25 protein-coding genes and 1 pseudogene are annotated in these 24,668 nt (G+C 34.7%); 10 read left to right on the top strand and 16 right to left on the bottom strand.

Annotated features, from left to right (window positions below; genetic code table 11):
* Positions 1 to 4: 4 nt before the first annotated feature.
* The gene (locus OB_RS06000; RefSeq protein WP_011065537.1) at positions 5 to 358 is read right to left on the bottom strand and encodes a YlbF family regulator; all 354 of its coding nucleotides are present in this window, start codon (positions 356 to 358) and stop codon (positions 5 to 7) included.
* 147 nt (positions 359 to 505) lie between these two features.
* Here OB_RS06000 and OB_RS05995 point away from each other — a divergent pair, with 147 nt between their 5' ends.
* Entirely contained in the window at positions 506 to 1,402 is an 897-nt protein-coding gene (locus tag OB_RS05995; protein WP_011065536.1) for a PucR family transcriptional regulator, read from the top strand.
* Positions 1,403 to 1,491: 89 nt separating this feature from the next.
* Positions 1,492 to 2,589 carry an ABC transporter ATP-binding protein gene (locus tag OB_RS05990; protein WP_011065535.1) on the top strand — a complete coding sequence of 366 codons (1,098 nt, stop codon included), beginning with the start codon at positions 1,492 to 1,494 and terminating at the stop codon, positions 2,587 to 2,589.
* Positions 2,590 to 2,687: 98 nt separating this feature from the next.
* On the opposite strand, the gene OB_RS05985 is transcribed toward OB_RS05990, so the two are convergent.
* Positions 2,688 to 2,879, bottom strand: a complete 192-nt coding sequence (locus OB_RS05985) for an alpha/beta-type small acid-soluble spore protein (protein WP_011065534.1) — start codon at positions 2,877 to 2,879, stop codon at positions 2,688 to 2,690.
* A gap of 165 nt (positions 2,880 to 3,044) precedes the next feature.
* Positions 3,045 to 4,430: a class II fumarate hydratase gene (gene fumC / locus OB_RS05980; protein WP_011065533.1), complete on the bottom strand. Its 1,386-nt coding sequence runs from the start codon at positions 4,428 to 4,430 to the stop codon at positions 3,045 to 3,047.
* Between the two features lie 154 nt (positions 4,431 to 4,584).
* On the opposite strand from fumC, the gene OB_RS05975 reads away from it, so the two are divergent.
* A complete protein-coding gene (locus OB_RS05975) occupies positions 4,585 to 5,487 on the top strand; it encodes a zinc dependent phospholipase C family protein (protein WP_011065532.1) in 903 nt (300 codons plus the stop codon).
* A 79-nt stretch (positions 5,488 to 5,566) separates the two neighbouring features.
* Here OB_RS05975 and OB_RS05970 read toward each other — a convergent pair whose 3' ends face one another.
* Both OB_RS05970 and OB_RS18615 read right to left on the bottom strand, forming a co-directional pair.
* Entirely contained in the window at positions 5,567 to 6,646 is a 1,080-nt protein-coding gene (locus OB_RS05970; protein ID WP_041544490.1) for a glycoside hydrolase family 99-like domain-containing protein, read from the bottom strand.
* A 111-nt stretch (positions 6,647 to 6,757) separates the two neighbouring features.
* A pseudogene (locus tag OB_RS18615) lies at positions 6,758 to 7,162 on the bottom strand (LamG-like jellyroll fold domain-containing protein); the annotation flags it as partial.
* A 536-nt stretch (positions 7,163 to 7,698) separates the two neighbouring features.
* Here OB_RS18615 and OB_RS05965 point away from each other — a divergent pair.
* From OB_RS05965 to OB_RS05955, 3 genes are read left to right on the top strand one after another with little or no spacing between them, the layout of a single operon-like run.
* A complete protein-coding gene (locus OB_RS05965; protein ID WP_011065530.1) occupies positions 7,699 to 8,418 on the top strand; it encodes a sugar phosphate nucleotidyltransferase in 720 nt (239 codons plus the stop codon).
* A gap of 32 nt (positions 8,419 to 8,450) precedes the next feature.
* Complete coding sequence (rfbD, locus tag OB_RS05960; protein ID WP_041544111.1) at positions 8,451 to 9,287, top strand: dTDP-4-dehydrorhamnose reductase; 837 nt, start codon at positions 8,451 to 8,453, stop codon at positions 9,285 to 9,287.
* A gap of 6 nt (positions 9,288 to 9,293) precedes the next feature.
* Positions 9,294 to 9,749, top strand: coding sequence for a dTDP-4-dehydrorhamnose 3,5-epimerase family protein (locus OB_RS05955; RefSeq protein ID WP_011065528.1), 456 nt, complete (start codon positions 9,294 to 9,296; stop codon positions 9,747 to 9,749).
* Positions 9,750 to 9,835: 86 nt separating this feature from the next.
* On the opposite strand, the gene OB_RS05950 is transcribed toward OB_RS05955, so the two are convergent.
* The 3 genes from OB_RS05950 to OB_RS05940 all read right to left on the bottom strand — a co-directional run bounded on the left by OB_RS05950 (position 9,836) and on the right by OB_RS05940 (position 13,027).
* A complete protein-coding gene (locus tag OB_RS05950; protein ID WP_011065527.1) occupies positions 9,836 to 11,146 on the bottom strand; it encodes an MFS transporter in 1,311 nt (436 codons plus the stop codon).
* A gap of 17 nt (positions 11,147 to 11,163) precedes the next feature.
* Positions 11,164 to 12,630, bottom strand: a complete 1,467-nt coding sequence (locus tag OB_RS05945) for a methyl-accepting chemotaxis protein (protein WP_011065526.1) — start codon at positions 12,628 to 12,630, stop codon at positions 11,164 to 11,166.
* A 163-nt stretch (positions 12,631 to 12,793) separates the two neighbouring features.
* The gene (locus OB_RS05940) at positions 12,794 to 13,027 is read right to left on the bottom strand and encodes a hypothetical protein (RefSeq protein WP_011065525.1); all 234 of its coding nucleotides are present in this window, start codon (positions 13,025 to 13,027) and stop codon (positions 12,794 to 12,796) included.
* Between the two features lie 528 nt (positions 13,028 to 13,555).
* Between OB_RS05940 and OB_RS05935 the strand changes: the two genes are divergently transcribed.
* On the top strand, positions 13,556 to 14,428 hold the full coding sequence (locus tag OB_RS05935) for a cation diffusion facilitator family transporter (protein ID WP_011065524.1): 873 nt from the start codon (positions 13,556 to 13,558) through the stop codon (positions 14,426 to 14,428).
* An 80-nt stretch (positions 14,429 to 14,508) separates the two neighbouring features.
* Here the strand turns inward: OB_RS05935 and OB_RS18105 are convergent, their stop codons facing one another.
* The 4 genes from OB_RS18105 to OB_RS05920 all read right to left on the bottom strand — a co-directional run bounded on the left by OB_RS18105 (position 14,509) and on the right by OB_RS05920 (position 16,273).
* Entirely contained in the window at positions 14,509 to 14,892 is a 384-nt protein-coding gene (locus tag OB_RS18105; RefSeq protein WP_152023746.1) for a hypothetical protein, read from the bottom strand.
* 25 nt (positions 14,893 to 14,917) lie between these two features.
* A complete protein-coding gene (locus OB_RS05930; RefSeq protein WP_041544110.1) occupies positions 14,918 to 15,115 on the bottom strand; it encodes a helix-turn-helix transcriptional regulator in 198 nt (65 codons plus the stop codon).
* Between the two features lie 130 nt (positions 15,116 to 15,245).
* Entirely contained in the window at positions 15,246 to 15,551 is a 306-nt protein-coding gene (locus tag OB_RS05925) for an AzlD domain-containing protein (protein ID WP_011065521.1), read from the bottom strand.
* Positions 15,548 to 16,273: an AzlC family ABC transporter permease gene (locus OB_RS05920; RefSeq protein ID WP_011065520.1), complete on the bottom strand. Its 726-nt coding sequence runs from the start codon at positions 16,271 to 16,273 to the stop codon at positions 15,548 to 15,550. The genes OB_RS05925 and OB_RS05920 overlap by 4 nt, the downstream gene beginning before the upstream one ends.
* A 350-nt stretch (positions 16,274 to 16,623) precedes the next feature.
* Between OB_RS05920 and nhaC the strand changes: the two genes are divergently transcribed.
* Entirely contained in the window at positions 16,624 to 17,988 is a 1,365-nt protein-coding gene (gene nhaC / locus OB_RS05915) for a Na+/H+ antiporter NhaC (RefSeq protein WP_011065519.1), read from the top strand.
* 273 nt (positions 17,989 to 18,261) lie between these two features.
* On the opposite strand, the gene map is transcribed toward nhaC, so the two are convergent.
* The gene (gene map / locus OB_RS05910; protein ID WP_011065517.1) at positions 18,262 to 19,014 is read right to left on the bottom strand and encodes a type I methionyl aminopeptidase; all 753 of its coding nucleotides are present in this window, start codon (positions 19,012 to 19,014) and stop codon (positions 18,262 to 18,264) included.
* Positions 19,015 to 19,157: 143 nt separating this feature from the next.
* Here map and OB_RS05905 point away from each other — a divergent pair, with 143 nt between their 5' ends.
* Complete coding sequence (locus OB_RS05905) at positions 19,158 to 19,880, top strand: ABC transporter ATP-binding protein (protein ID WP_011065516.1); 723 nt, start codon at positions 19,158 to 19,160, stop codon at positions 19,878 to 19,880.
* Entirely contained in the window at positions 19,870 to 21,513 is a 1,644-nt protein-coding gene (locus OB_RS05900) for a putative ABC transporter permease subunit (protein ID WP_152023696.1), read from the top strand. The genes OB_RS05905 and OB_RS05900 overlap by 11 nt, the downstream gene beginning before the upstream one ends.
* Before the next feature lie 364 nt (positions 21,514 to 21,877).
* Here the strand turns inward: OB_RS05900 and OB_RS18100 are convergent, their stop codons facing one another.
* The 3 genes from OB_RS18100 to OB_RS05890 all read right to left on the bottom strand — a co-directional run bounded on the left by OB_RS18100 (position 21,878) and on the right by OB_RS05890 (position 24,546).
* Positions 21,878 to 22,024 (bottom strand): YjcZ family sporulation protein, encoded by a 147-nt coding sequence (locus OB_RS18100; RefSeq protein WP_011065514.1) that lies wholly within the window; start codon positions 22,022 to 22,024, stop codon positions 21,878 to 21,880.
* 326 nt (positions 22,025 to 22,350) lie between these two features.
* The gene (locus OB_RS05895) at positions 22,351 to 23,112 is read right to left on the bottom strand and encodes a (S)-benzoin forming benzil reductase (RefSeq protein ID WP_011065513.1); all 762 of its coding nucleotides are present in this window, start codon (positions 23,110 to 23,112) and stop codon (positions 22,351 to 22,353) included.
* 72 nt (positions 23,113 to 23,184) lie between these two features.
* Positions 23,185 to 24,546, bottom strand: coding sequence for a dipeptidase (locus tag OB_RS05890; protein ID WP_011065512.1), 1,362 nt, complete (start codon positions 24,544 to 24,546; stop codon positions 23,185 to 23,187).
* Positions 24,547 to 24,668 lie beyond the last annotated feature (122 nt).

Here is a 24,668-nt window from a genome sequence, read left to right as displayed (position 1 = left end):
TAAATTAGTTTTGTTCAGCTGTACCGTATAAATCTTCTAATGGTTTTGTAATGATTTGGCTAATCTCATTAATTAAGTTGTTTAAACGTTGTTCTTCTTCCATTAATTTAGAGATACCCTCATGTTGTTGAACAGTTTCTACAACTTGTCTTGCTTTTTCAACTTCTTCTTCTGTAATTTCGATTCCTTGCATTTGCTTTTCTTGTAGGCTTAGTTGCGTATCACGGAAGTTTTCAAACATTTGTTTTGCTGTTGGTTCTCCCATAACTGCTTCATATGCTTCTTTTAAGCTTTTAAACTCATCACTCTCACGTAGAGCTTGTTCTAAATTATTTGCTACATCTAGTGTATTTGCCATCTTTATTCATCCTCCTTGATTTGTCTCCATGCTACTATAACAAAGGTGAACTCTGATGTATACCAATACCTATGCGATTTTTGGAGGAAGTTTATGTCTTACTTGTTATAATAGATATACGAAATGTGAATAAAGGGGTATAACACAATGATTGAAATGTTACAGAAATACTTTCCTAGTATTTGTACTTTACCGACGAATACTTCTCGTCTTCCTGATAACTACAATTGGTTTCAAACCAAAGAAGGAGAAGTTATTGGCATACACAAAGATGAAATAACTGAAAAAGATAATGCCATACTTTCCTCGTTTTTAACTAAATATCTTATAAATATCCCAATCAAAACGGAGCATGAAAAATTATGGAAAAATAGGATTCATGCAGATAAAAATGAAGTAGAGAACGTGGAAGGTAATTTCCGATTTGTATATTTTCAGATACATCAAGGACATATTGAACCAACTATTTTTAAAACAACCATTCAGGAATTTTTCACCGGATCGGTCTCTATCCTTTGGCATAATGAATATGCTGGTTTTTTAATAGAAGAGCAAGCTTCCAAATTAGAAGAAACGCTTAGTTATTATCAAATAGCAGATACATTGATGAGTGAATTGTATATTAAAACAGCATTTTATATTGGTCCATACCTTTGTAATCTAAATACCATTTCTGAGTATGTAGAATTATTAGCTACACAGGCGTTTTCAAGCCTACAACATCATGATTCACCTGTTGTTTATTTTATCGAGGACTATCCTTTCCAACTCATAAAACAACTTGAAGTGCAAGACAAAAAACAATTAAGTAATTGGATATTAAAAGAATTCACCGAAGATGAAGATGCATTAGAAACCATTCAAACCTTTATTGAATGTAATTTAAATTTATCAGAGACATCTAAAAAATTATATATGCATCGTAATAGCATACAATATCGCCTTGATAAATTTCATGAAAGCACAGGAATTGATGTAAAACAATTTGATCAAGCAATTACGGTCTATTTAGCCATTATAGCTAATATGCACAAAACCGATTAGTATCTTTGTGCATATTTACCGTATAATCATATCAACTCCTCTTGTACAATAAATGTAATCGTTAACACAAAAAATAGGGGGAATAAGAAATGGCTGAATTACGCTTAGAACATATTCAAAAGAAATATGATAAGGAAGTACTTGCAGTAAATGATTTTAACCTACATATTCAAGATAAGGAGTTTATCGTCTTTGTAGGTCCTTCTGGTTGTGGTAAATCAACTACTTTAAGAATGATTGCTGGACTAGAAGAAATTACCGATGGAGAATTTTACATCGATGAGAAAAAAATGAACGATGTTGCTCCAAAAGACCGTGATATTGCCATGGTATTCCAAAACTATGCCCTCTACCCACATATGAACGTATTCGATAACATGGCATTCGGATTGAAGCTTCGTAAATTTAAAAAAGAAGAAATTAAGGAACGTGTGGATAATGCAGCTAAAATTCTTGGTTTAGAAGCATACCTTGACCGTAAACCAAAAGCACTTTCTGGTGGTCAGCGTCAACGTGTTGCATTAGGACGTGCAATTGTCCGTGATGCAAAGGTATTCCTAATGGATGAACCATTATCTAACTTAGATGCTAAGCTTCGTGTGCAAATGCGAGCAGAAATTCAAAAACTACACCAACGCTTACAAACAACTACGATTTATGTAACACATGATCAAACAGAAGCAATGACGATGGCTACTCGCTTAGTTGTTATGAAAGATGGAGTTATTCAGCAAGTGGGTGCTCCAAAAGAAGTGTACGATTATCCTGAAAACATTTTTGTTGGCGGATTTATTGGTTCACCATCTATGAACTTCTTCACCGGGAAATTAGATGGAGGAAACTTTATTATTGGTGAATCTAAATTCACTGTACCTGAAGGTAAACTGAAAGTACTTCGTGAACAAGGGTACGAAGGAAAAGAATTGGTACTAGGTGTACGTCCAGAAGATATTCATGATGAATTAATATTTATCGAGTCTTCTCCAGGTACTAAAGTAACTGCTAATATTGAAGTTGCAGAATTAATGGGTGCAGAATCTATTCTTTATTCTAGTGTTGATGGGCAAGAATTTGTAGCTCGTGTTGATTCACGTACAGATGTTAAAGGCGGAGAAAGTATTGATCTCGGATTTGATTTAAACAAAGCACATTTCTTTGATAAAGATAGTGAACAACGCATTAAATAAGATTTAACCAATACCTAAGCCTAAAATAATATATATATAAGAAAGAAAGGGAAGTCCTGTTGGACTTCCCTTTCAGCCATTTATTTTATTATTTAAATTTAGCCATGCAATTGTTGTTGAGCAGTTTGAACAAGACGTTTAGTAATCTCTCCACCTACAGAACCGTTTGCACGAGAAGTTGTATCAGCACCTAAAGACACACCAAATTCTTGAGCGATCTCATATTTCATTTGATCTAGAGCTTGTTGTACTCCTGGAACTACTAATTGATTTGAACTGTTGTTAGCCATTAATATCACCTCCTGTAAGACTATTGTCTGCACATCCTCAAAACTTATGACAAATAAACATTGGTAATTTGTAGGAGAAATGTAATCATGGCGATACCAACCTGTTAAATATGTAATATAATAAAAAAGTATCCATAAAAAATGGATACTTTTTAATCATTACTTTTATTTAGGATATGTCATTTCCTCTGGATTAACATACTCATCAAACTGTTCTTCTGTTAATAGTCCTAATTCTACAGCTGTTTCTTTTAAAGTTGAATTATCTGCAAATGCTTTTTTAGCAATTTTTGCTGCATTTTCGTATCCTATATGCGGATTTAATGCGGTAACCAACATTAAAGAATCATTAAGATTCTTTTCGATTTGCTCGTGGTTTGGTTCGATTCCAACCGCACAGCGCTCATCGAAGGAAATTATACTATCTGCTAATAATTGACTTGATTGTAAGAAATTATATGCAATTACTGGCTTAAATACATTCAATTCGAAATTCCCCTGACTAGCGGCAAAACCAATAGCAGCATCATTCCCCATTACTTGAGTTACTACCATTGTTACAGCTTCACTTTGAGTCGGATTTACCTTCCCTGGCATAATTGAACTTCCTGGTTCATTCGCCGGAATCGTAATTTCTCCAATGCCACAGCGTGGACCGCTTGCTAACCAACGAACATCATTTGCAATTTTCATTAAATCTGCTGCTAGTCCCTTTAGTGCACCATGTGCATATACAGTTTCGTCATGACTTGTTAATGAATGAAATTTATTTTTTGCAGATATGAATTTTTTGTTTGTGAATGTACTAATTGCCTTACAAACTTTCTCTGAAAAATCTGGATGTGCATTTAAGCCTGTGCCTACAGCTGTTCCACCTATTGCTAATTCACGAAGATGCTCTAAACTCTCTGAAATCATCGTTTCAGATTTCTCTAACATACGATGCCACCCACTGATTTCCTGGCCTAGTGTTAGAGGAGTCGCATCCTGTAAATGTGTACGACCAATTTTCACGATATTTTCAAAAGCACTTTGCTTTTCTGCAAAAGTATTTTTCAACTGACTCAAAGCTGGTAATACCGTATCTTCTAATTTCAATACGGCTGCAATATGCATTGCCGTTGGATATGTATCGTTCGAACTTTGAGATTTATTTACATCATCATTGGGATGTAATTTTAAATCGCTTCCCTGTTCTTGTAACCATTTATTACCTACAAAAGCTAATACTTCGTTTACATTCATATTACTTTGCGTACCACTACCAGTTTGCCAAACGACTAGTGGGAAATGATCTGTTAGAGAATCGTTTAATACCTGATCAGCAGCATATTGAATTGCTTCCATTTTATCTCGTTCCATTAAGCCTAATTCAAAATTAGCTTCAGCAGTACTTCGTTTTAGAATTGCAAACGCTTTAATAATTTCGACTGGCATTTTTTCATTTCCAATTGGAAAATTTTGCTTACTACGCTGTGTTTGCGCCCCCCAGTATTTATCAGCAGGAACTTGAATTTCCCCAATTGTATCTTTTTCAACACGATAATCCATTTTATTTCCTCCCTTTGTAAGATCCTCAATGATAGTGTATCAAATTTTGCAATTTTTTTCGATTTCTATCCATTCATGATAAAATATAACATAAAGTGAGCTTATTTTAGTAAAGGCTAATCTACCAAAAATTTGTGTTATTAGGAGGACTTTCATGCCAAATATATGGACGCATATCCTATTTGCTGAAGATGCATGCAACTCAGTAGATCTATCTCTATACAACGGGCCAGCATTAAATCTTGGTGCACAGGGACCAGATCCTTTTTTCTATTATCAATTTTGGCCTTGGATAAAAGATAATCAAGTAGAACAAATAGGAACAATTCTACATACAAAACGATGCGGTGAATTTTTACTCGAATTAATAAGTAAAGCAAAAAATTGTAATTTTCAGGTCCAATCTTATGTACTTGGTTTTATAACACATCACATATTAGACCGTCACACGCATCCATATATTCATTATCATGCGGGTTACGAAGGTAGTAAGCATCAAAAGCTTGAAGTAATTATTGATACGATCATGATGCTCAAATTAAGAAAAAAAGAAGCATGGAAATTTCCAGTTTATCAAGAAATCTATGTAGGAAAGTCTATACCGTCAGATAGCCATCATATACTGCATCAATCAATTCATAAAATCTATCCGGAGCTTTCACCACCTGAAGCATATATTAAAAAATCATATCACGACATGATCATGGCACATAGGATACTTGCTGATCCTAATCTCTGGAGAAACAAATTACTGGGTAATTTTATATCTTCATACTCACATCAACCAATTCAAACAAATATAGATTACCTTAATGAGGAGCATAGAACATGGCATCATCCAGCCACGAATGTTCCTTCTACAAGAAGTTTCCTAGACCATTATGAAGATGCTAGCAAAGAAATCTGTACATTACTGCCACTAATTCACCACTATTGGAATAGTCATAAATGTAATGAAAAAAATCTAATCCACGACATTATTGGCAATATCTCCTATGATACAGGTATGCCGCTTATACGTGAGCTGAAAAACACGTATTCAAATCCAATTATATAAATCATAGAAAAACAAGCAGATAAAATATGTTCCCTTAAGCTTTTTACATATAATATCTGCTCTTCTTTTTAATCTACGCTTAGCGATTCATCTTTAAAGCGTCTCTTACAGCTTCTAAATAGCCATATTTGAATTTTTTATCTGGCTCGAGATAAGCACCTTCTGCCCACTCATTCCATGCATTAATAAATAAAAATTCACTATCGTAGACATTATTTGCTCTATCAATTTGACGACTTAAATAATTTTTGAACTTTGCTGGTGTTGCACCGTGATATATGGTTCCAGATGACTGCATTCGGGCAGTATTATCCCAATCGGTGAATGCTCCTAAAAATACTTTCTTGTGCTGTTTATTATTTCTGCTTAAAATACTTTCCCAAATACGATCGTAATCTAAATATTTTGCTTTACCATTATAACCATTAACCAATTTCCAAAAATTATTGTCTTTTCCATGTGCTAGCGTAAAGTGTGGCTCAAACTCTACGGCAGCATCGAATCTATTTATTGGTGATAGTGGTCGAAAACCGTTAAACGTTTGAACAAAGTAAATTCCTTCTAATCCATGTTGTATCGCAAGTTCCTCCCAATAATCCATCATATCAATTAAATTCGGTATTGTTTCAGGACGATATATAACGAATAATGGTTTGTTATTCACTCGAATATACCTTTTGTCTTTAAATGCCTTGATAAGATAGTTAAAATGCTCTTTCCAATCTCTTTTTTCTCCATAATCCTCAGGCATCAAAACATTTCTAGATCCTCCATTCCAGTTCCGAGTCCATGGCTCATTAGCCCAAGACAAACAAAATGGAAAATCTGGCTTACCACTAGCTAACACTTCATTAAATGGCCTTTCTAACAACCTTCTACCTTTAAACCAATAATGATAATAACAGAAGCCAAAAATTCCATACTGTTTGGCAAGTTTTGCTTGCCACGCTCTTACACCTGGATTAGTAAGGTCATAATAAAAGTCTCTGTAGGGTTCTCGAGGTTGGTAGTGATTGTGAAATAATGGTTTGGCTTTTTTTGTATTTGACCATTCTGTAAAACCTTTCCCCCACCAATTGTTATTTTCTTTTATTTCATGAAATTGCGGTAAATATAAGGCGATTATCTTTGTATCTTTTTTGTTGTTTTTCTTCTTGATGGTATTTCTTGTTTTCGTAATTACCCTATTTCTAATATCACCATGATAATTAAATACCAATCCTTTTTCATCCGATGGCAATAGCTGATTCATAAACGATTTGATTTCACTCGCATTACGTGAATAACTCCATATTCGTAACCCACGGATACTTCCCGCAAAATTATTTCTATTCACACTTTGAGGTACGAAGAGAACTAACTCTTTTTTACTTACTATACGCTTTACTAAGTTGCTATTAATATATAGATAAATTTCTTTGTTTTGATAGACAACAGCGATATGAGTCCAATAGTTTAAATCACGATGTACTTCAATGATTGGGCTAAATTTTGCACCTGTTTCCAGGACTTGTATATTATTGAAACTTACTGCTATACCAATTCCAGTTAAATCCGTTGCTCGATTTATATTCTTCGGTAAAATCAAAAAACGAGTGTTTTTACTGGTACTTTTCTCAGCTTTCACCCAAAACTCATACGTAAAATAGTCTTTTATTAAATTCTGTGAAACCATGATTAGCCTCCTTAACCATTACACAAGTACTATATTGTATTACTAACCAAGCAGATACGAATAGGTCTCAGACTAATTTCAAGTAATTTAGGCAAGAACGGAGCATTTATTAAATGCATAGGATAGAACAAAAGCGCAAGCGCCCGTTTATCACCGTATGTCCTGGACGGGACCGTATGAGATAAAGGAAACACGATAAGCGTATGCGAATCGATGTTGACTTATCGTAAGGAGGTCTCCGGAAGGACAATAGGTGATGGGCGTTGGAGCTGGACGTGGCTAATTAACTTAGTTGTTTATCCACAGCTCCAAAATTTTATAATTTCCTAGACAAGAACAAAAGCGCAAGCGGCAATTTTAAGGAAATCCGACTAAGAACCCCCCCGTCCTGGGGCAACGTTGACAGGCGGGCGACCTCGTGTAGTCGCCTATTTTCGGGGCGTTTGCGCTGGACGTGACTAATTAACTTAGTATGTTTATCCACATCTTTAAATTTTTCAATTTCCTATACAACTGAGGCGGGAGTGTAATACAAAATGAAGGGCATGATACTTGCCAGAGGAAAAGGAACCAGACTTCACCCTCTTACAAAAGTGATAAATAAACATTTGATTCCTATAGGTAAATATCCAATGATTTACTATCCGATATTTAAATTACGCGAAGTTGATATAACAGAAATTTTAATCACTACCAATCAACAAGATATACCACTTTTTCGAGAATTATTAGGTGACGGAAGAGACTTAGGTGTACGTATTCACTTCGAAGCACAGCAGCAGGCTATCGGTATACCAGACGCAATATTACTTAGTAAAACATTTGTTGGCAGTGATAAATTAACGGTTATACTGGGTGACAATATATTTCATGATTCCTTAATTCCTTATGTCCAGTCATATGAGAAGCAAAGCACCGGAGCCAAAATTTTGTTGAAAACCGTTTCGGATCCTAATCGATATGGAATTGCTACATTTGATAAGTCTCAAAAAAATATATTATCCATTGAAGAAAAACCAAGTGATTCTTCTTCTAATTATTGTGTCACAGGAATTTATATGTACGGTACGGAAGTTTTTGAATTTATAAAACAAATTACTCCTTCTTCTCGAGGAGAGTTAGAGATTACAGATGTGAACAATTTATACTTACAAAAGAGCAAACTTACTTTTGATGTATTACCGAATTGGTGGATCGACGCTGGGACATATGATTCCATCTTTCAAGCAAATCAAATTATTCTTAAAAACGAATAGTAATCTCCAAATGGAAATGGTTGTGGTTTACAATGAGATTTCTGATTACAGGTTGTGAGGGTCAACTTGGGAAAGCGTTCATTTCCAAGTTAGGTCTTGGTATTAACATAAAGCGCCTCTCAAAAAAAGAGATGGATATAACCGATCCAATTAAAATTGAACAACAAATACAATCCTTTCAACCAGACTACGTTATCCATACTGCTGCATATACAGCAGTTGATCTTAGCGAAAAACACCCAATTCTTGCTCTACAAGTAAATGCGATTGGGACATTACATCTTGCTCGTGCTTGTAAAAAATACGGAGCAAAGCTTGTTTTTTTTAGTTCTGATTACGTATTTGATGGAGAAAAAAACACCCCTTATATTGAATCCGATCGTCCAAATCCCAAAAATAATTATGGTTTAAGTAAGTGGCTAGCAGAGGAGTTTATTCTACAAACATTACCAGAGAGTTATATTATACGAACATCATGGTTGTTTGGGGATGGCGAAAATAACTTTGTTAATACGATTAAAAAAAATGCCTACAAAAGAAAACCATTAAAAGTTATCAATGATCAAATTGGGAGTCCGACCTATACCTATGATTTAGTTGAAGCTTGCATACCATTGCTGCAACTTCCTTTTGGTATTTACCATATACGAAATGATGGTATTTGTAGTTGGTACTCCTTTGCACAAACAATTTATGAGGAATGCGGAACTGACCCAACTTTAATTACACCTGTTACGTCTAAGGAATATAAAACTCTAGCAAAGAGACCGAGTTACTCTGTTTTAAGTATGAATAAGCTGAAATCCTCTGGAACTAAACTCCCTCGTTTTTGGAAAGAAGCCCTTTGTAACTTTATTAATAAGGAGTAGATATATTTGATTGAAGGTGTACAGATAAAACGAATAGAAAAACACTGTGACGATCGCGGATATCTAGCTGAATTAGTAAGAGACGATGAACATTTATTATCGCATTTCGGTCAGGCAACTATTTCCATGAGTTATCCTGGTGTGATTAAAGCATTCCACTATCATGAAAAACAAGATGATTTATGGTATTTTGCCTCAGGAAACGCTCAAGTCGTTCTATACGACTTGAGAAAAAATACAAATACTACTGGCAGAACAGATGTCATCTATATGGGAGAGCACAATCCTATCTTATTACTAATACCAAAGGGGATTGCTCACGGCTACAGAGTTTTAGGAAGTAAACCAGCCACAATCATTTATTTTACGACTAAATCTTATAATAAAAATGATCCTGATGAAAAACGGTTAGCTTGGAATGACCCAGAAATTAATTTCAATTGGAACACTACTTTCAAATAAATAAGATGCATAAATGGACTGAATGATAATTCTCTTCATAAAAATCCCCTATTATAGGAACGTTTCCTACAATAGGGGATTTTTTATTACTTCGTTTTAATAATCACATCATCTTTGGGGTCAGATGCTTCTTTTGCTTCTAAAATACCTTTATTGATATCCACAAATCGTAATAAAATGATACCTGCTACAAAAAAGAAAATCAGTGATAATATACCAAGTCTACTATTGCCGGTTAAATGTCCAATGGTAGCGAACATAAATGGTCCAACGACTGCGGCAAATTTTGACGAGATGCCATAGAAACCAAAAAACTCAGCATGTTTTCCGGCTGGTACCATTCTTCCAAAGATTGATCTGCTAAGGGATTGAGCTCCTCCTTGTACCATACCTACAATAATTGCCAATAAGTAAAAATGAAGTGCAGAATTCATAAAATAACCGATAATTACAATTCCAAGGTAAGTAAACAAGGTAATATATAGAGCATTTTTAGGATTAATTTTTGTCGCTAACCACCCAAAGAAGAAAGTAAATGGTATGCCGACAAATTGTGTAATTAATAACGCGATAATTAAATCATTTTGAGCAATTCCAATCTCACTTCCATATACTGTTGCCATACGAATGATCGTTGAAATACCGTCGTTATATAACCAAAACGCAATTAGAAAAATCGCTAATTGTTTGTATTGTTTTATTTCGCGAAATGTATTACCTACTCTGTTGAATCCAATTGCTACATACGATTTCGTTCTGCTAACTTGTTGCTTCTTTTCTTCTTTAATATTTTTTAATAATGGTATAGCAAATATAAACCACCAGACCCCTACAGAAGCTAAAGCTAATCTTGTAGCCCACTCTGTATTCGGTAGACCGAATAAGTCGGGTTTTAGTATCATAACAACATTGATGGCAAGTAAAATTCCTCCACCGATGTAACCAAAAGCAAATCCACCAGAGGAGACTTTATCCATTTCATCTTTTTCAGCAATTTCTGGTAAAAATCCATCATAGAAAACATTAGCACCTGAAAAGCCTATGGAACCAACGATGAATAGTAGGGATGCAAGAATATAATCTCCTTCTCCAACAAACATCATTAATAAGCTAGCTATAATTCCCATAAAAGCAAAGAAACGAAGAAACTTTTTCTTTGCTGCCGAGAAATCACTAATTGCACCAAGAATTGGTGCTAGAATTGCTACGATTAACACGGAAATTGATTGTGAATATCCCCAATAACTAGTCGCTAAATTGTCATCTAATCCAGACGCGGCAACGGTTGAATAATATACCGGTAGGACTGCTGCCATAATGGTTGTGGCAAATGCTGAATTTCCAAAATCATACATCATCCAGCTTCGTTGAATCTTTTTCCTACTCTTTACATCCATTCATTCTCCCCCCAATATTAGACTTTTTTCTTTTCTAAAGACGCAGCAGCTTGATTTGTCGCCTCAATTGCTTCTGTTAAAACTCCCATCCGTATTGCTTGTTGTTCGACTGTTGCTTCCATCTGTTCCATAGTAGCAGTGTTTTCTTCTATAATAGAAACTAGTTGGTCTAGTGATTGATCTATCTCTATGGAAGACGTTTGGATATTATGACCTCGATGACGTAATTCAGTTGTGTAATCTAAAAACTGTAAAATTTCTTTGGATATTATTGCAAAGTTGTCACTTGCTTTGTTCACTCGTTCGATACTTTGTTCCAACTGTTCTCCATTTTGCTTCACTTCTTGTTGTGTGTGAATAGCATCTTGTTGTACTCCTTCCATATTAACTTCAATTTTTTCCGCTGTAGATTTTGATGTCTCTGCAAGTTTACGTATTTCTTCAGCCACAACTGCAAATCCTTTACCTGATTCACCAGCTCGTGCTGCTTCAATACTTGCATTTAATGCTAGTAAATTTGTTTGTGAAGCAATACTTTGGATTTCTGTAATAAATTCAGTACTCTCTTTAATAGTACGCTCTAATTGTTTCATATTTATTGATAAATTGTTAAAAGAATGTTGAAATCCTTTCATCATTTTATTTAATTCACTGATAGATTCGGATCCGGATTTTGACAACGCTTCCAAGTTTTGGCCATCATTCTTAAGTTTCGTAAATAGGTCAATCATGAGTTTAATTTGCTGATTTGTCAGTTCTGTTGTTTCAGAAATCGTTGTAGCAGCTTGTGACTGAACTTGTGTTGCTTCATTCATTTCTTTAAACGCGTCTCGCATTTCCTTCATGGATTGGAAGTTCCAATGACTTTCCTTTTCAATTACTTGCATTTCCTGATGTACTTGACTAACACCGTTTTTCACTAACTTAGATTGTTCCATTTGATCGTGCGAGAGCTTATTGCTTTCTTCTAGCGATTTTTCTGCATTTATCAGCAGCATTTGTGCTATTTTTACTTGTATAAATAAAACAATAAATACTAAAGCATAGAAAACAATTGTTATTGCCATAGATCGTGAATCAAATCCTATAGCTTCACCCTTTTCCAACACAAAATAGCTAAGTAATAGTAATCCAACTACACCACCAGTAATTAAAGCTGGGATAGAGAGTGATAAAGCAGAAACAGCCAATAGATAAAACATAAATAACATATTTGTTACATATTCTGAACTCATCATAACAATTAGCGCTACCCCTGATATAGCAATAATGACGATATAAGGTATAAAGTGTGCATATCGTTCACTTCTATTTATCAGCCAAATAGTGACAAGAGCAACTAATCCCCCTATAAAAATTGCTAAAATATTAGCGATCGGTGCTCCGACAATGAGTTCGGCTCCAACTCCTAACAGGATTGAAAATAATAGTATGTAAAAAATAATCATGTACTTTTTCTTCACTAAAGAATTCTTATTATTCATTTTTTCCCTCCAATTTCTTTTTTTGAATGAACAATCTAAAACCAGAAATAATCCACTCCCCAATCGATCCAGTATGGAATAAACAGTAACTTTTGTACTATGAAATTTTACTTATCTTCTCAAAAAAAGCCTTACCTGTTGAGGCAAGGCATAATCACTATTTTTATTCCCAAACATACTGCTTGTACTCTTCACTTAATTTCCAGAACAATTGTTCATTACTTTGATCAATGGAGCTATTTAAGGCTTCTTCCAACTTCGTCTTATTCCAAGTGAAGCATAGCTCATCTAAGATTAATCTTGAGATCAAGCTTGTTTCAAATGAAATCTCACGCTTAGCTTGTAATGGTTCTCCTGCATAGCGAAATATACGATATACTGTTTTAGCCTTCCTCATGGAATAGGCCCCCTTTGTTCCTTTTAACCATTATCCTTAATATTCTAAAAAATTGCAACCACCTATTTACATTTTTATGATACGAATTCAATTTCATCATTATTAAGCTTTATTTAAAAACGAATATTTTATTTGTTTCTTAAAAATAACGTTCGTATTTTAATAATAACTTGAATTTGATTAAGATGAATAAGGCGATTCCCTCTCAGAATAAGAGCTTGAAGAATTCACTTGAATAGTGTCTTTCTTTTTACATAAGCTAAAACCGGTGCATCAATAAAAGCTTCATAATAAAATTAGATAGTAAACATTCGGATTTTACACAATATATTTTATTATGAAATTCATTCTATTACTAAAGAAAAATTGTTTTTAACTAATCATATGTTGTATAAAGGAAACTTCCTTTAGAACTCTCAAGACCTATGGCTATATGCTTGTTTGTTTCTCTAGACCCACCAGCAGAAGGTTTGGTAGACTATATAAGCTATAAATAAGTATTTTTATTACATGCTGGAGGATAAGAGAATGGATCGTTCAGATCATTTAAAACAAGGTGAAAAAGGTGCATGGCTAAGCATCATTGCTTACCTGATACTCGCTTCATCAAAACTATATATTGCTTCCATCGGTAGTTCAGATGGATTACGAGCAGATGGGTTAAATAATCTAACAGATATTGTCACTTCTGTTGCTGTGCTGATCGGCCTTAAAATTGCTCGGAAACCGCCCGATGATATTCATCGTTATGGTCACTATCGTGCAGAAACCATTGCATCTTTATTTGCAGCATTCATTATGATGTTTATCGGTCTCCAAGTCATCTTCGAAGCTGGACAAAAACTAATCAATTCATCTTACACGCAGCCTGATATGTTAACAGCTTGGACCGCCATTTTTGCAGCAGGTATTATGTTATGTGTGTATCGATTTAACTTACGGTTATCGAGGAAAATTGAGAGCGGATCTTTATATGCAGCTGCTATGGATAACAAAGCAGATGCTTTAGTTAGTATCGGGGTTTTTATCGGTATTATCGGGGCTCAATTCGGTTTATTTTGGTTAGATCCATTAACTGCTGGAGTTGTGGGTATTATTATTTGTAAGACTGCTTGGGATATTTTTAAAGATTCTACGATTACATTAACTGATGGATTCGACGATGAAAAATTAACAGAAATAAAAGAAACAATAGATAAAGATCCTTCTGTTTTACGTGTCGATGATATTAAAGGAAGAATCCATGGAAATCAAGAGTTACTCGACATAACCATCCATGTAGACCCTAATTTAACAGTTGCTCAAGGTCATGAAATTACCGATCGAATTGAAGAATATTTATATGATAAGCATCGAATTTCTCACGCGCTTATTCATATTGAACCATTCGAAGAACAATAAATTAAATCATTAGGTCCCCCTATAAGAGTTTTCAACTTAAACCTTAGGGGGATTTTATATATGATGTATCTCAAACAAGGCTAATATCGCTTAGATAAAATAACGAATGAAGAGAATACAGTAACAATCATCAATGAAACTATTAAAGATACCGTCTGATATCCAGTCAAAGTCAGTAATTCAAATTGAAACAATAACATTAATATTACACTATATCCCCCAAAGAAAAAGTAACTTAAAAACATGCCTCGTTCTTTTATCGTTTTCGTACGTTCATCGTTCTGCTTGAATTGCGGATATAAATAGGCTAAACAGAAACACATAACAGATGTTGATAATTGAATTAGTTCATGCCCCTGTATATACCCTAATGAATATATGGAAGCTGATGAAAAAATAGCAGTGTATAAGAGAAATAAACACCCCATTATTGTAAAAAAACGTCTACCAGTTTTGCTGTTCATATACAATATAATCTTCTCCCCTTCCTTATTTATCTTCCAATATAAAGACTTCCTCTACATTTGTCTTAAAACACCTGGCAATTTGTATAGCTAGAGGTAATGAGGGGTTATACCTTTCTTTTTCTATTGAAATAATGGTTTGTCTTGACACATGAAGCATCTCTGCCATCTGAGCCTGAGATATGTTATGAATTTCACGAAATTCTTTCATTCTATTCCTCATCACTCGTCATCCCTTCTAGTTCAAATCATAAAGTAAAGGGAACTTTACGTCAAGTTCCCTTTACAATCACATTTTATAATTTTTGAATAATTAAATTAATCCTTACATCATCGAGGATATTAGTTGTATATCACATCGGAAATAAATTTATCATGATATATGCTGCTAATATAGAACCGATAACAACAAAAACAACATTTAGCCTAAGTAAAGAAAGCGTAATCGCTACTAATCCACCAAGTAATCCTACAATTGGCTGATTAGGGACTATGGATAATATACCTGGAAAAATTAACGCACCAAGTGCAGCATATGGGATTGCCAGTAGCCAACGATTAACCCAAGGACGAAACTGTATTTTCTCAACTATAAAAACAGGTATTAATCGAGGAAGCATTGTAACAATAAACATCCCCATTATCATTACAATAATCATACATCTTCCTCCTTCAATAAAGGAATGCCAATCATTCCACCAAAAATAGTTCCATACACAATTGCCCATCCGGTACTAATCCCTAATTGAAGACATCCCCAATGAATAAACATTGCTACTACCGCAATGTAAACTACTTTGAAATCCTTTTTTACAGATGGAATCAATAACCCAATAAACATTGCATAAAGCGCAATTCCCATGCTTTGACTTAAAGCAGGAGGAATTATTTCCCCTAATAATCCACCAAACAATGAACCTATTACCCAGGAAATATACGCAAATCCGATAATAGTTCCGTAAAACCAAATGCCTTGTGCTTTTTTACCTTCTTCCGGATACATGGAAGAAACTGCAAATGTTTCATCCGTTACGCCAAGGGATAGCGGTAATTTTTTATGTAATGGAATTGCTTTTAATACGTTCATCATTGATAAGTTCATAATAAAATGTCTGAAATTCAAAACAAACGTTGCAATAATTATTTCGATAATACCTGTTCCTACTGCAATCATATTTACTGCCATAAACTGACTGGCACCAGCAAAAACCGCTGCACTCATCCAAGTTAATTCAAATAGAGACAAACCTATTTGGTTAGCTAGCACTCCATATGTAATAGCAATTGGTAAATACCCAAGCATAATTGGAAAACCGGCTTTAAACCCCCTTTTCATAATTGTTAAAGACGATTCTTCTTTTGTTGTTGATGAAATCTGCATTATGTTTTCTCTCCAAATTAAATTTTGATTTAATTATAACTAAATTACCAATATTTAAAAAGAAGAAATTGGTTATTGACAATACTAGCTCGGTGGTTGTATAGTCAGTATTAACAATTTAACACTACCGACAATTAGAGATTCGGAGTAGATATTGAATTTAGCAGTATAAGAGACAGAGTGGTCGCTGAAAACTCTGGCGGATTCATATCGAATTACAATTCTCAGGTTATTATGATTGTCAGCATTTGAGTGGATAGAATTCTTTCTATCAACCAGGGTGGTAACGCGGAGTATACAGCTTCGTCCCTTAGAGGGACGGGGCTTTTTATATTTTAGGAGGAAAGACTATGAAACCTATTTCGGCAAAACACAAACCAGCTTTTTGGGAAGCTTTGTTATTCTTTATATGTATTATTATATTTATTAGCTACTTTATCATCGGATTAGAAACAACACCGCATATACCCATTTTAATTGGAATGTTAATTTTAATTTGTTATGGACTATTTAAGAAGATTAATTACGCTTCTCTCCAAGATGCAATGTCGACTGGAGCTTCTTCCGGAATGGGAGCTATTTTCCTTTTCTTCATTATCGGAGTGTTAATTAGTAGTTGGATGATAAGTGGTACTATACCTACTTTAATTAACACAGGTTTCTCATTAATTGGCACTACGTGGTTTTATGCGGTTGTCTTTGCAGTTACTGCGATAATCGGGATTTCTATGGGAAGCTCTCTTACAACTACGGCAACTATTGGTGTAGCATTTATTGGAATGGCTGAAGCAATGGATGCTTCATTAGCCATCACTGCTGGTGCTATTGTTTCAGGGGCATTTTTTGGAGATAAGATGTCACCCTTATCTGATACAACGAATCTCGCATCTTCTATAATTGGAGTAGATTTATTTGATCATATAAAACATATTAGTTTAACTACTATACCAGCATTTATTATTTCATTTATTGTATTTGCAATACTTTCTCCTAAACAGGGTACATCGATAAGCAATGTAGAAGCTTATCGAGAAGCTTTAATAAATAGTGGTCTTATGCATTGGACGTCTTGGATCCCTTTAATCATTTTAATTGTGTGTACTGTATTTCGAATGTCAGCGTTCCTAGCTTTGTCATTAAGTAGTTTAATCGCCGTTATCCTTGGAAAAATCACCAATGGATTTACATGGAAAGAAATTACCAGTGCTTGGTTTAATGGTTTTACTGGAACTACGAACTTTGAACCTGTTAATGAATTATTAACTCGCGGCGGAATAAATGGAATGTTATTTACTATTTCATTAGTTATATTAGCCTTAAGTTTTGGCGGATTACTTTTTGTTACAGGTATTATCCCAAGTTTATTAAATAGTTTCCAAGAGAAATTACAACGTGCAAGATCGATTATTGTATCAACTGCAGGAACAGCTATTGGTGTTAATGTACTTATCGGTGAGCAATATTTATCTATATTATTAACTGGTGAAACGTTTAAGCCTATATATGAAAAAGCTGGATTAACGAAGCGCTCCTTGTCTCGAACACTAGAAGATGCTGGTACAGTTATTAATCCATTAGTTCCTTGGAGTGTATGTGGAGTATTTATAGCGGATGTACTTGGAGTACCGGTGCTCACTTATTTACCATTTGCATTTTTCTGCCTGCTAAGCCCAATTATTACTATTTTATTTGGTGCTAAAACAGCAAAAAAATAAGATTGAAATAAAGTGAAAGTAAAGCAAGATAAAAGACGCTGGGACATAACAAAAAGTGCTAGTCAAAAGACGAATGAAAGCTAGAATAAGCGTAAGAAATATACGGAGACTCCTATGGGAGCAAGGCCTAGGGGAGACCCCGGAATGCGGAGCATCCGGAGGCTCTTCAGCCGCCCATGGAAAGCGCAGTATATTTCTGAAGCGGGATTTTATAGTCCAATCATTTGGATTTGTCTTTTGATTAAATACTTTTGTCTCAGCCTCTTTTGCTTGTTATTTATCTTGTTCTGTGAAAATAAGTGGTCCATTCTCTGTAATGAAAATCTGGTGTTCAAACTGAGCAGAACGTCCTTTATCGATTGTCCTAGCAGTCCATCCATTATCATCCATCTTGCTTTGCCAAGCTCCCTCATTAATCATAGGTTCGATTGTAATTACCATTCCTTCTTTTAGACGAAGCCCTTTGTTTGGCAAACCATAGTGAGGAATATGTGGGTCTTCATGAATAGTCGGACCTATTCCATGACCTGTAAAGTCACGTACTACCGAAAACCCTTCTGCTTCAGCAAAAGTTTGGATAGCATGACCGATATCACCTATTCGATTACCTGGCTGTGCCTGTTCTAACCCCTTATAAAGCGCTTCTTTGGTCACATCGATTAACCGTTTTCCTTTTTCATCTACGTTACCGACAGCGTATGTCCAAGCTGAATCAGCTAGACCACCATTTAAATTAACAACCATATCAATGGTTACTATATCTCCATCCTTTAATGGTTTTTCAGTAGGAAACCCATGGCAGATCTCATCATTTAACGATGCACAAATTGCATAAGGATAACCATTATAGCCTTTTTGTTCAGGAGTAGCACCATGTTTTTCTAAAAAGCCTTCAACAAAGTTATCTATTTCAATCGTTGAAATACCCGGTTTAATCATTTTTGCAATTTCTTTATGACAGGCAACTAGAACATCTGCAGCAGCTTGCATTTGCTCTACTTCTCGCTTACTTTTTCTTGAAATCATTAACTTCTTCCTCTCCAATTCTATCTATAAGTACGTTATACTAATACTATGCATAGCTCATTCGTTAGTTATTCCAATGTAAATTCTAACATATGAACTTTTTTTCGAACAGTAATACAGACTTTGGAAAGCGAGGGAACACATTGATCGAAATAAACCAAGTTACAAAAGAATTTGAGGGAAAAACAGCCATCCAAAATTTAAATTTGACGATTCCCAATGGAAAAATCATTGGTTTCTTAGGGCCAAATGGTGCTGGAAAATCCACCACTATTAATATGATGACAGGGATTTTACCAATTGATTCAGGCTCCATTACTTTAAATGGACTTGATATTGAAAAACAGCCACTAGAAGCAAAGAAAATATTCGGATTAGTTCCAGACCGTTCTGATATGTTCCTTAGATTAAAAGGAATGGAATATTTAAATTTTATAGCAGATATTTATGAAATACCCGCTGAAATACGAAAAGAAAGAATTGAATACTTTACAAAACAATTTTCTATTCATGATGCATTAGGAAATTACATACAAAGCTATTCACATGGTATGCGTCAAAAAATAATGGTAACAGGTGTACTATTACATGATCCAGATATTTGGATTCTCGATGAACCGTTAACCGGATTAGATCCTAAATCTTCTCATTCTTTAAAACTTATGATGCGAGAACACGCTGACAAAGGGAATACAGTCTTCTTTTCTAGCCATGGACTTGAGGTCGTGGAACAACTATGTGATGAAGTTGCAATTATTAATAAAGGTAAACTAATTTTTTATGGGACGGTGGAACAGCTCCAACAAGAATATGCAACAGATCAATCCCTTGAAAATGTATTCTTGGAGTTGACCAATGATGAGTAAGACATGGAAAGTCATCCGTATTATGTTAAAGATGCAATACACTTCGACAAGCAAAAATAGCTATGCATGGTTGTATATCGTTGCTGGATTATTTTTCATTCCGTTTCTCGGATTAATTTTTACACTGTATAATAATTTAATTAGTGCTATTTATAATGTGTTTGCACCTCTACAGCAGCAATCGATGATACTTGGTCTACTTTTCGTCGGAATAAGCATTATTTTATTCATTACTTGTATTGTTTCAGTATTAACTGCTTTTTATTTTGCAGATGATGTAGAGGCGTACATCCCTTTTCCTTTACACCCATACCAAATTTTATTAGGAAAAGCAGCAAGTCCTTTGATTTACTCATATTTATTATCAGGAATTACCTACCTACCTATGATGATTATTTATGGAAATATTAGTAATGGATCAATACTTTACTATATTTATGGAATCCTTTTATTTATTCTATTGCCAGTAATTCCTTTTGTAATCGCTTCTGTGATTTTAATGTTTGTCATGCGCTATGTAAATATCGCTAAAAATAAGGATCGCTCAAAAATATTTGCAGGTGTATTCTCGCTTGCGGCTGTTATTTTAATAAATGTAATCGTACGACTCAATACGGATGAATCTGAATTAATGGAATCGATTGGTCAAATGATGCAACAACAAGAAGGGCTATTACAATGGATTACCTATTTCTATCCGCCAGCATGGTTTTCAGCAAATAGCTTGCATCAAGCAGAATCAATTACTGGATTTCTTTTTATATTTTTAATGATAATACTGAGTGGATTAGCAATCATACTTTTTGCATTACTTGGACAAAAACTATATCTAAAAGGCGTACTAGGTATGAGTAGCGGTGGTAGTGGAAAAATGTCTAAGAAAAAATTAGATAAATCCATTACTTCTCAACCAATTTGGAAATCATATATCAAAAAGGATTTACGTATTCTCTTAAGAACACCGACATTTCTTACCCAATGTGTTGTTCAATCATTATTTATGCCAGTATTTTTATTGGTTATTTTCTTCTTGGACTTTGGAAGTGGACTAACAGGCAATATTACAGAATCAATACCAGAAAAAAATATTCTATTGATTTTGTTTATTGTTACTGTCTTTATGGTAAGCATTAACATGACTGCTGCAACTGCCATTTCTCGAGAAGGTAAAACGTGGAAAGCTAATTTATTTCTTCCACTTGATCAAAAACAAGTAATTCATTGTAAATTGATTGTATCTTATCTAATTGGTTTATTACCTATGATATTACTATTCATCATTGGTATTATTATAGGTCTCCCAATAAAGGTACTTATGTTATGGGGAGTAGTATTCCTTGCAATTAATTGGTTTTCTAGTTGTATTGGAATCATACTTGATATGAACCAACCAAAATTAAATTGGACAGATGAACAAGAATTATTTAAAAATCGATTTGTTCCGTTTTTTGGTTTTCTTATGCAAGTTGTTATTTTTGGTTTGATCACCATTGTACTATGGAGTATCGACCTATCGAATGTTTATCTATTGGCCGTTATTCTCTTTGCTGTCGTATTGCTGGGAATATTCTTGGCTCATCGATATATGTATAAACGAATCAATCATCAAGTGTTTCAAGAAATTAATTTCTAGAACAAAAGCGCAAGCGCCCGTTAATCACCGTATGTCCTGCGCCCCTGGTTTTCAAGGGGTGGTTCGACTGGTCGAACTTCTTTATTTCTTTGAGATAAAGGAAACACGATAAGCGTATGCGAATCGATGTTGACTTTCACCGCAAGGGTATAAGTGCGACTATGCCTCACAAAGGACATTCGGCAGTCTTCTTTATCATAAGGAGGTTTCCGGAAGGACAATAGGTGATGGTCGCTGGAGCTGGACGTGGCTAAATAACTTAGTTGTTTATCCGCAGCCCCAAAATTTTTAAATTTCCTAGACTAACAAAAAGCTTGTAGCGTTGGCTACAAGCTTTCTTAGATTTCATTTTTAAATTTATTGACTACCAGCCGTAGCCGCCGCCACAATAGCCACCGCATTTGTCTCCACCAGAGTATGCAGTTCCTATGATGACAAGCAAGATAAACAGCACTACTAGCAATGCAAAGCCAGCGGAGCCAAAGTTTTCACCATGATGATCTTTACCCATGTTTGTTACCTCCTCTATTTGAATCTAATTTACTTTATGCGGATTCATCAGTTTTGGGAGGGCGAATAACTATTTTTTTAATTTTTAATAGGTAAATTTCTTAAAGAGGTAGTTCCATAAGTCTGGCGAAAATAGACATTTATCAGGAGGATCTTCAGCTAAAATCGCCCCCTATCGCCTGTGGGGCAACGCAGAAACCACCATATCCTGTGAAAGCTCGCTGCTTGCATTTCCTTTCCTCATGAATTAAAGGTATGTGTTCTGGACCTCAAGCTATGTAGCCTCGATCTTCTTGTACCTTTCCATCCTTCTTTTGGAAATCGCACTTAAATATAATCTTTGACATCATAAATTTTTCCATTTTGTATCTTTTCATCAGTCATAATATCAATTAAAACACCTGCAATTAAATCTGTATCCTTCAATAGATTATTATCTTTTAGTCCCTTGAAATCTTCTACATCTTTAAAAGCCTCTTTTGAGCTAGAACGGATTGTTTCCTGCATGTTTGTATCCATTACTCCAGGGCTAAAAGCAATAATTTGGTTCCCAGTCTGCTCTTCATCTTGTTCAAGAGCAACCGTTTCTGTATACATGTTCATACTTGCTTTAGAAGAACAGTAAGCACTCCATCCAAATTTAGGCTTCTTGGCTGCGCCGGATGTGACGATTGCAGTAATTAATGTAACTTGACGCTCCTCTGCTTTTTTTAAATAATAATTTGTAAAAGCCATTGGTGCGAAAGTATTCACTTGTAAATGCTTTTGTAATGTATCGTTAGTGATATTTTTTGCTTGGTCTATTGGATCAACGATACCTGCATTATTCACTAAATATATCGTACCTAATTCTACTTGATCTTGGAAAAGTATTTCATCCACTTTGTTAAGTGCTGAATCATATTCACTTAAATCCGATAAATCACAAGCTACATGATGAAATTCTGTATTGTTGTTTTCAGCTATTGAATATAAATTCTTGTTATCAGTGCGTGATATTCCAATTACCATTACTCCCGATTCTAAATACAGCTTTGCAATGGATTCTCCTAATCCTTTTGATACTCCTGTTACTATTGCTGCTTTCATGCCTGACCCCTCCTTAAATAAACGCTTTATTTCCCGATATTATAATATAGCCAATTCGTAAATATATCGTAATTACAATTCACTCCAATAGTATACGAGCGTTTCCATACCTTTATCAAAACTATCTAATGGAAAACTTTCGTTTGGTGAGTGCAAACGATCTTCAGGTGTTCCAAAACCTAATAATACAATAGGGAATTGATAAATAGATTCAAACCATTCTACAACAGGAATGGAACCACCCATGCGTAAGAAAACCGTATCTTTATTAAACGCTTTTGTGTAGCTTTTGGCTGCTTTTTGTATCAATGGATGTGTCGGTTCCACCTTATACGCTTTAGCAGAGAGTTTTTCTTTCTTCACTTCTACAGTAACACCTGAAGGCGTAGAATTATTTACATGATTGACTAATTTATCCTGAATATCTACTGGATCTTGCCCTGGCACTAATCTACAAGTGATTTTTGCTGTGGCAGTTGATGGAATAATTGTCTTTGTACCTTCTCCTTGATATCCTCCATAAATTCCGTTTACTTCTAGCGTTGGTCTACCCATTGTATGTTCCTTCGCTGTATACCCTTTTTCTGATGCAACTTCAGGGATACCGGTAGCATGAATAAAGTCTTCACCTGGTGCCTGATCCATTAATTTACGCTCTTCATCTGAAATGTCTTCCACATTGTCATAGAAACCTTCTACAGTGATTACCTCGTCTTTATCTTTTAAAGACGATAAGATATGACTTAAAGCCATAATTGGATTTCTAACTGCTCCACCATACATTCCAGAATGTAAATCATGATCTGGACCAGTTACTTTAATTTCGATACCAGTAAAGCCTTTTAAACCATATAAAATCGTTGGTTGATTTTTTTCTGCCATTCCAGAATCAGAAATAACTGCAAAATCTGCCTTGAATTTTTCTTTATTTTTTTGTAGAAGATCATATAAATTTTCACTACCGATCTCCTCTTCCCCTTCAATACAAACTTTGACATTAACCGGAAGCTTTCCTGCTGTCTTTAAATAAGCTTCAAATACAGCCAAGTGCATAAACACCTGACCTTTATCATCACTTGAACCTCGGGCAAAAATACGTCCATCTCTAAGTTCAGGCTTAAATGGATCACTATCCCATAATTCAATTGGATCAACAGGCTGAACATCATAATGACCATACAATAATACAGTAGGTGCATCTTCCCCGGCTTCCATATATTCACCGTATACGAGAGGATGTCCTTCTGTTTCTACTTTTTCAATATTTGTAAATGATAGTTCTTCTAAGTATGTAATTAAAAAATCAGCTGCCTTGCCAATATCTTGTTTATGTTTGGAGTCTGTACTTACACTTGGTATAGACAAAAAGCGATATAACCTGTTTAACATATCTTCTCGATGTTCTTGTAAATAACGTAATGCTTTTTCACTCATCCTATTACCTCCTCAATTATTTGCATAATAAAACAAACTTCGTATTACAATGATTATAGTACAACCAATGAATTGTTTCTAGCATCACTTGGCCTAAAAAGAGCAAAATCCAAAGCAATTTT

Source organism: Oceanobacillus iheyensis HTE831 (assembly GCF_000011245.1).
Taxonomy (GTDB): domain Bacteria; phylum Bacillota; class Bacilli; order Bacillales; family Amphibacillaceae; genus Oceanobacillus; species Oceanobacillus iheyensis.
Note: the sequence above shows the minus strand (reverse complement) of the source record. Positions and strands in the feature narration are given on the sequence as shown.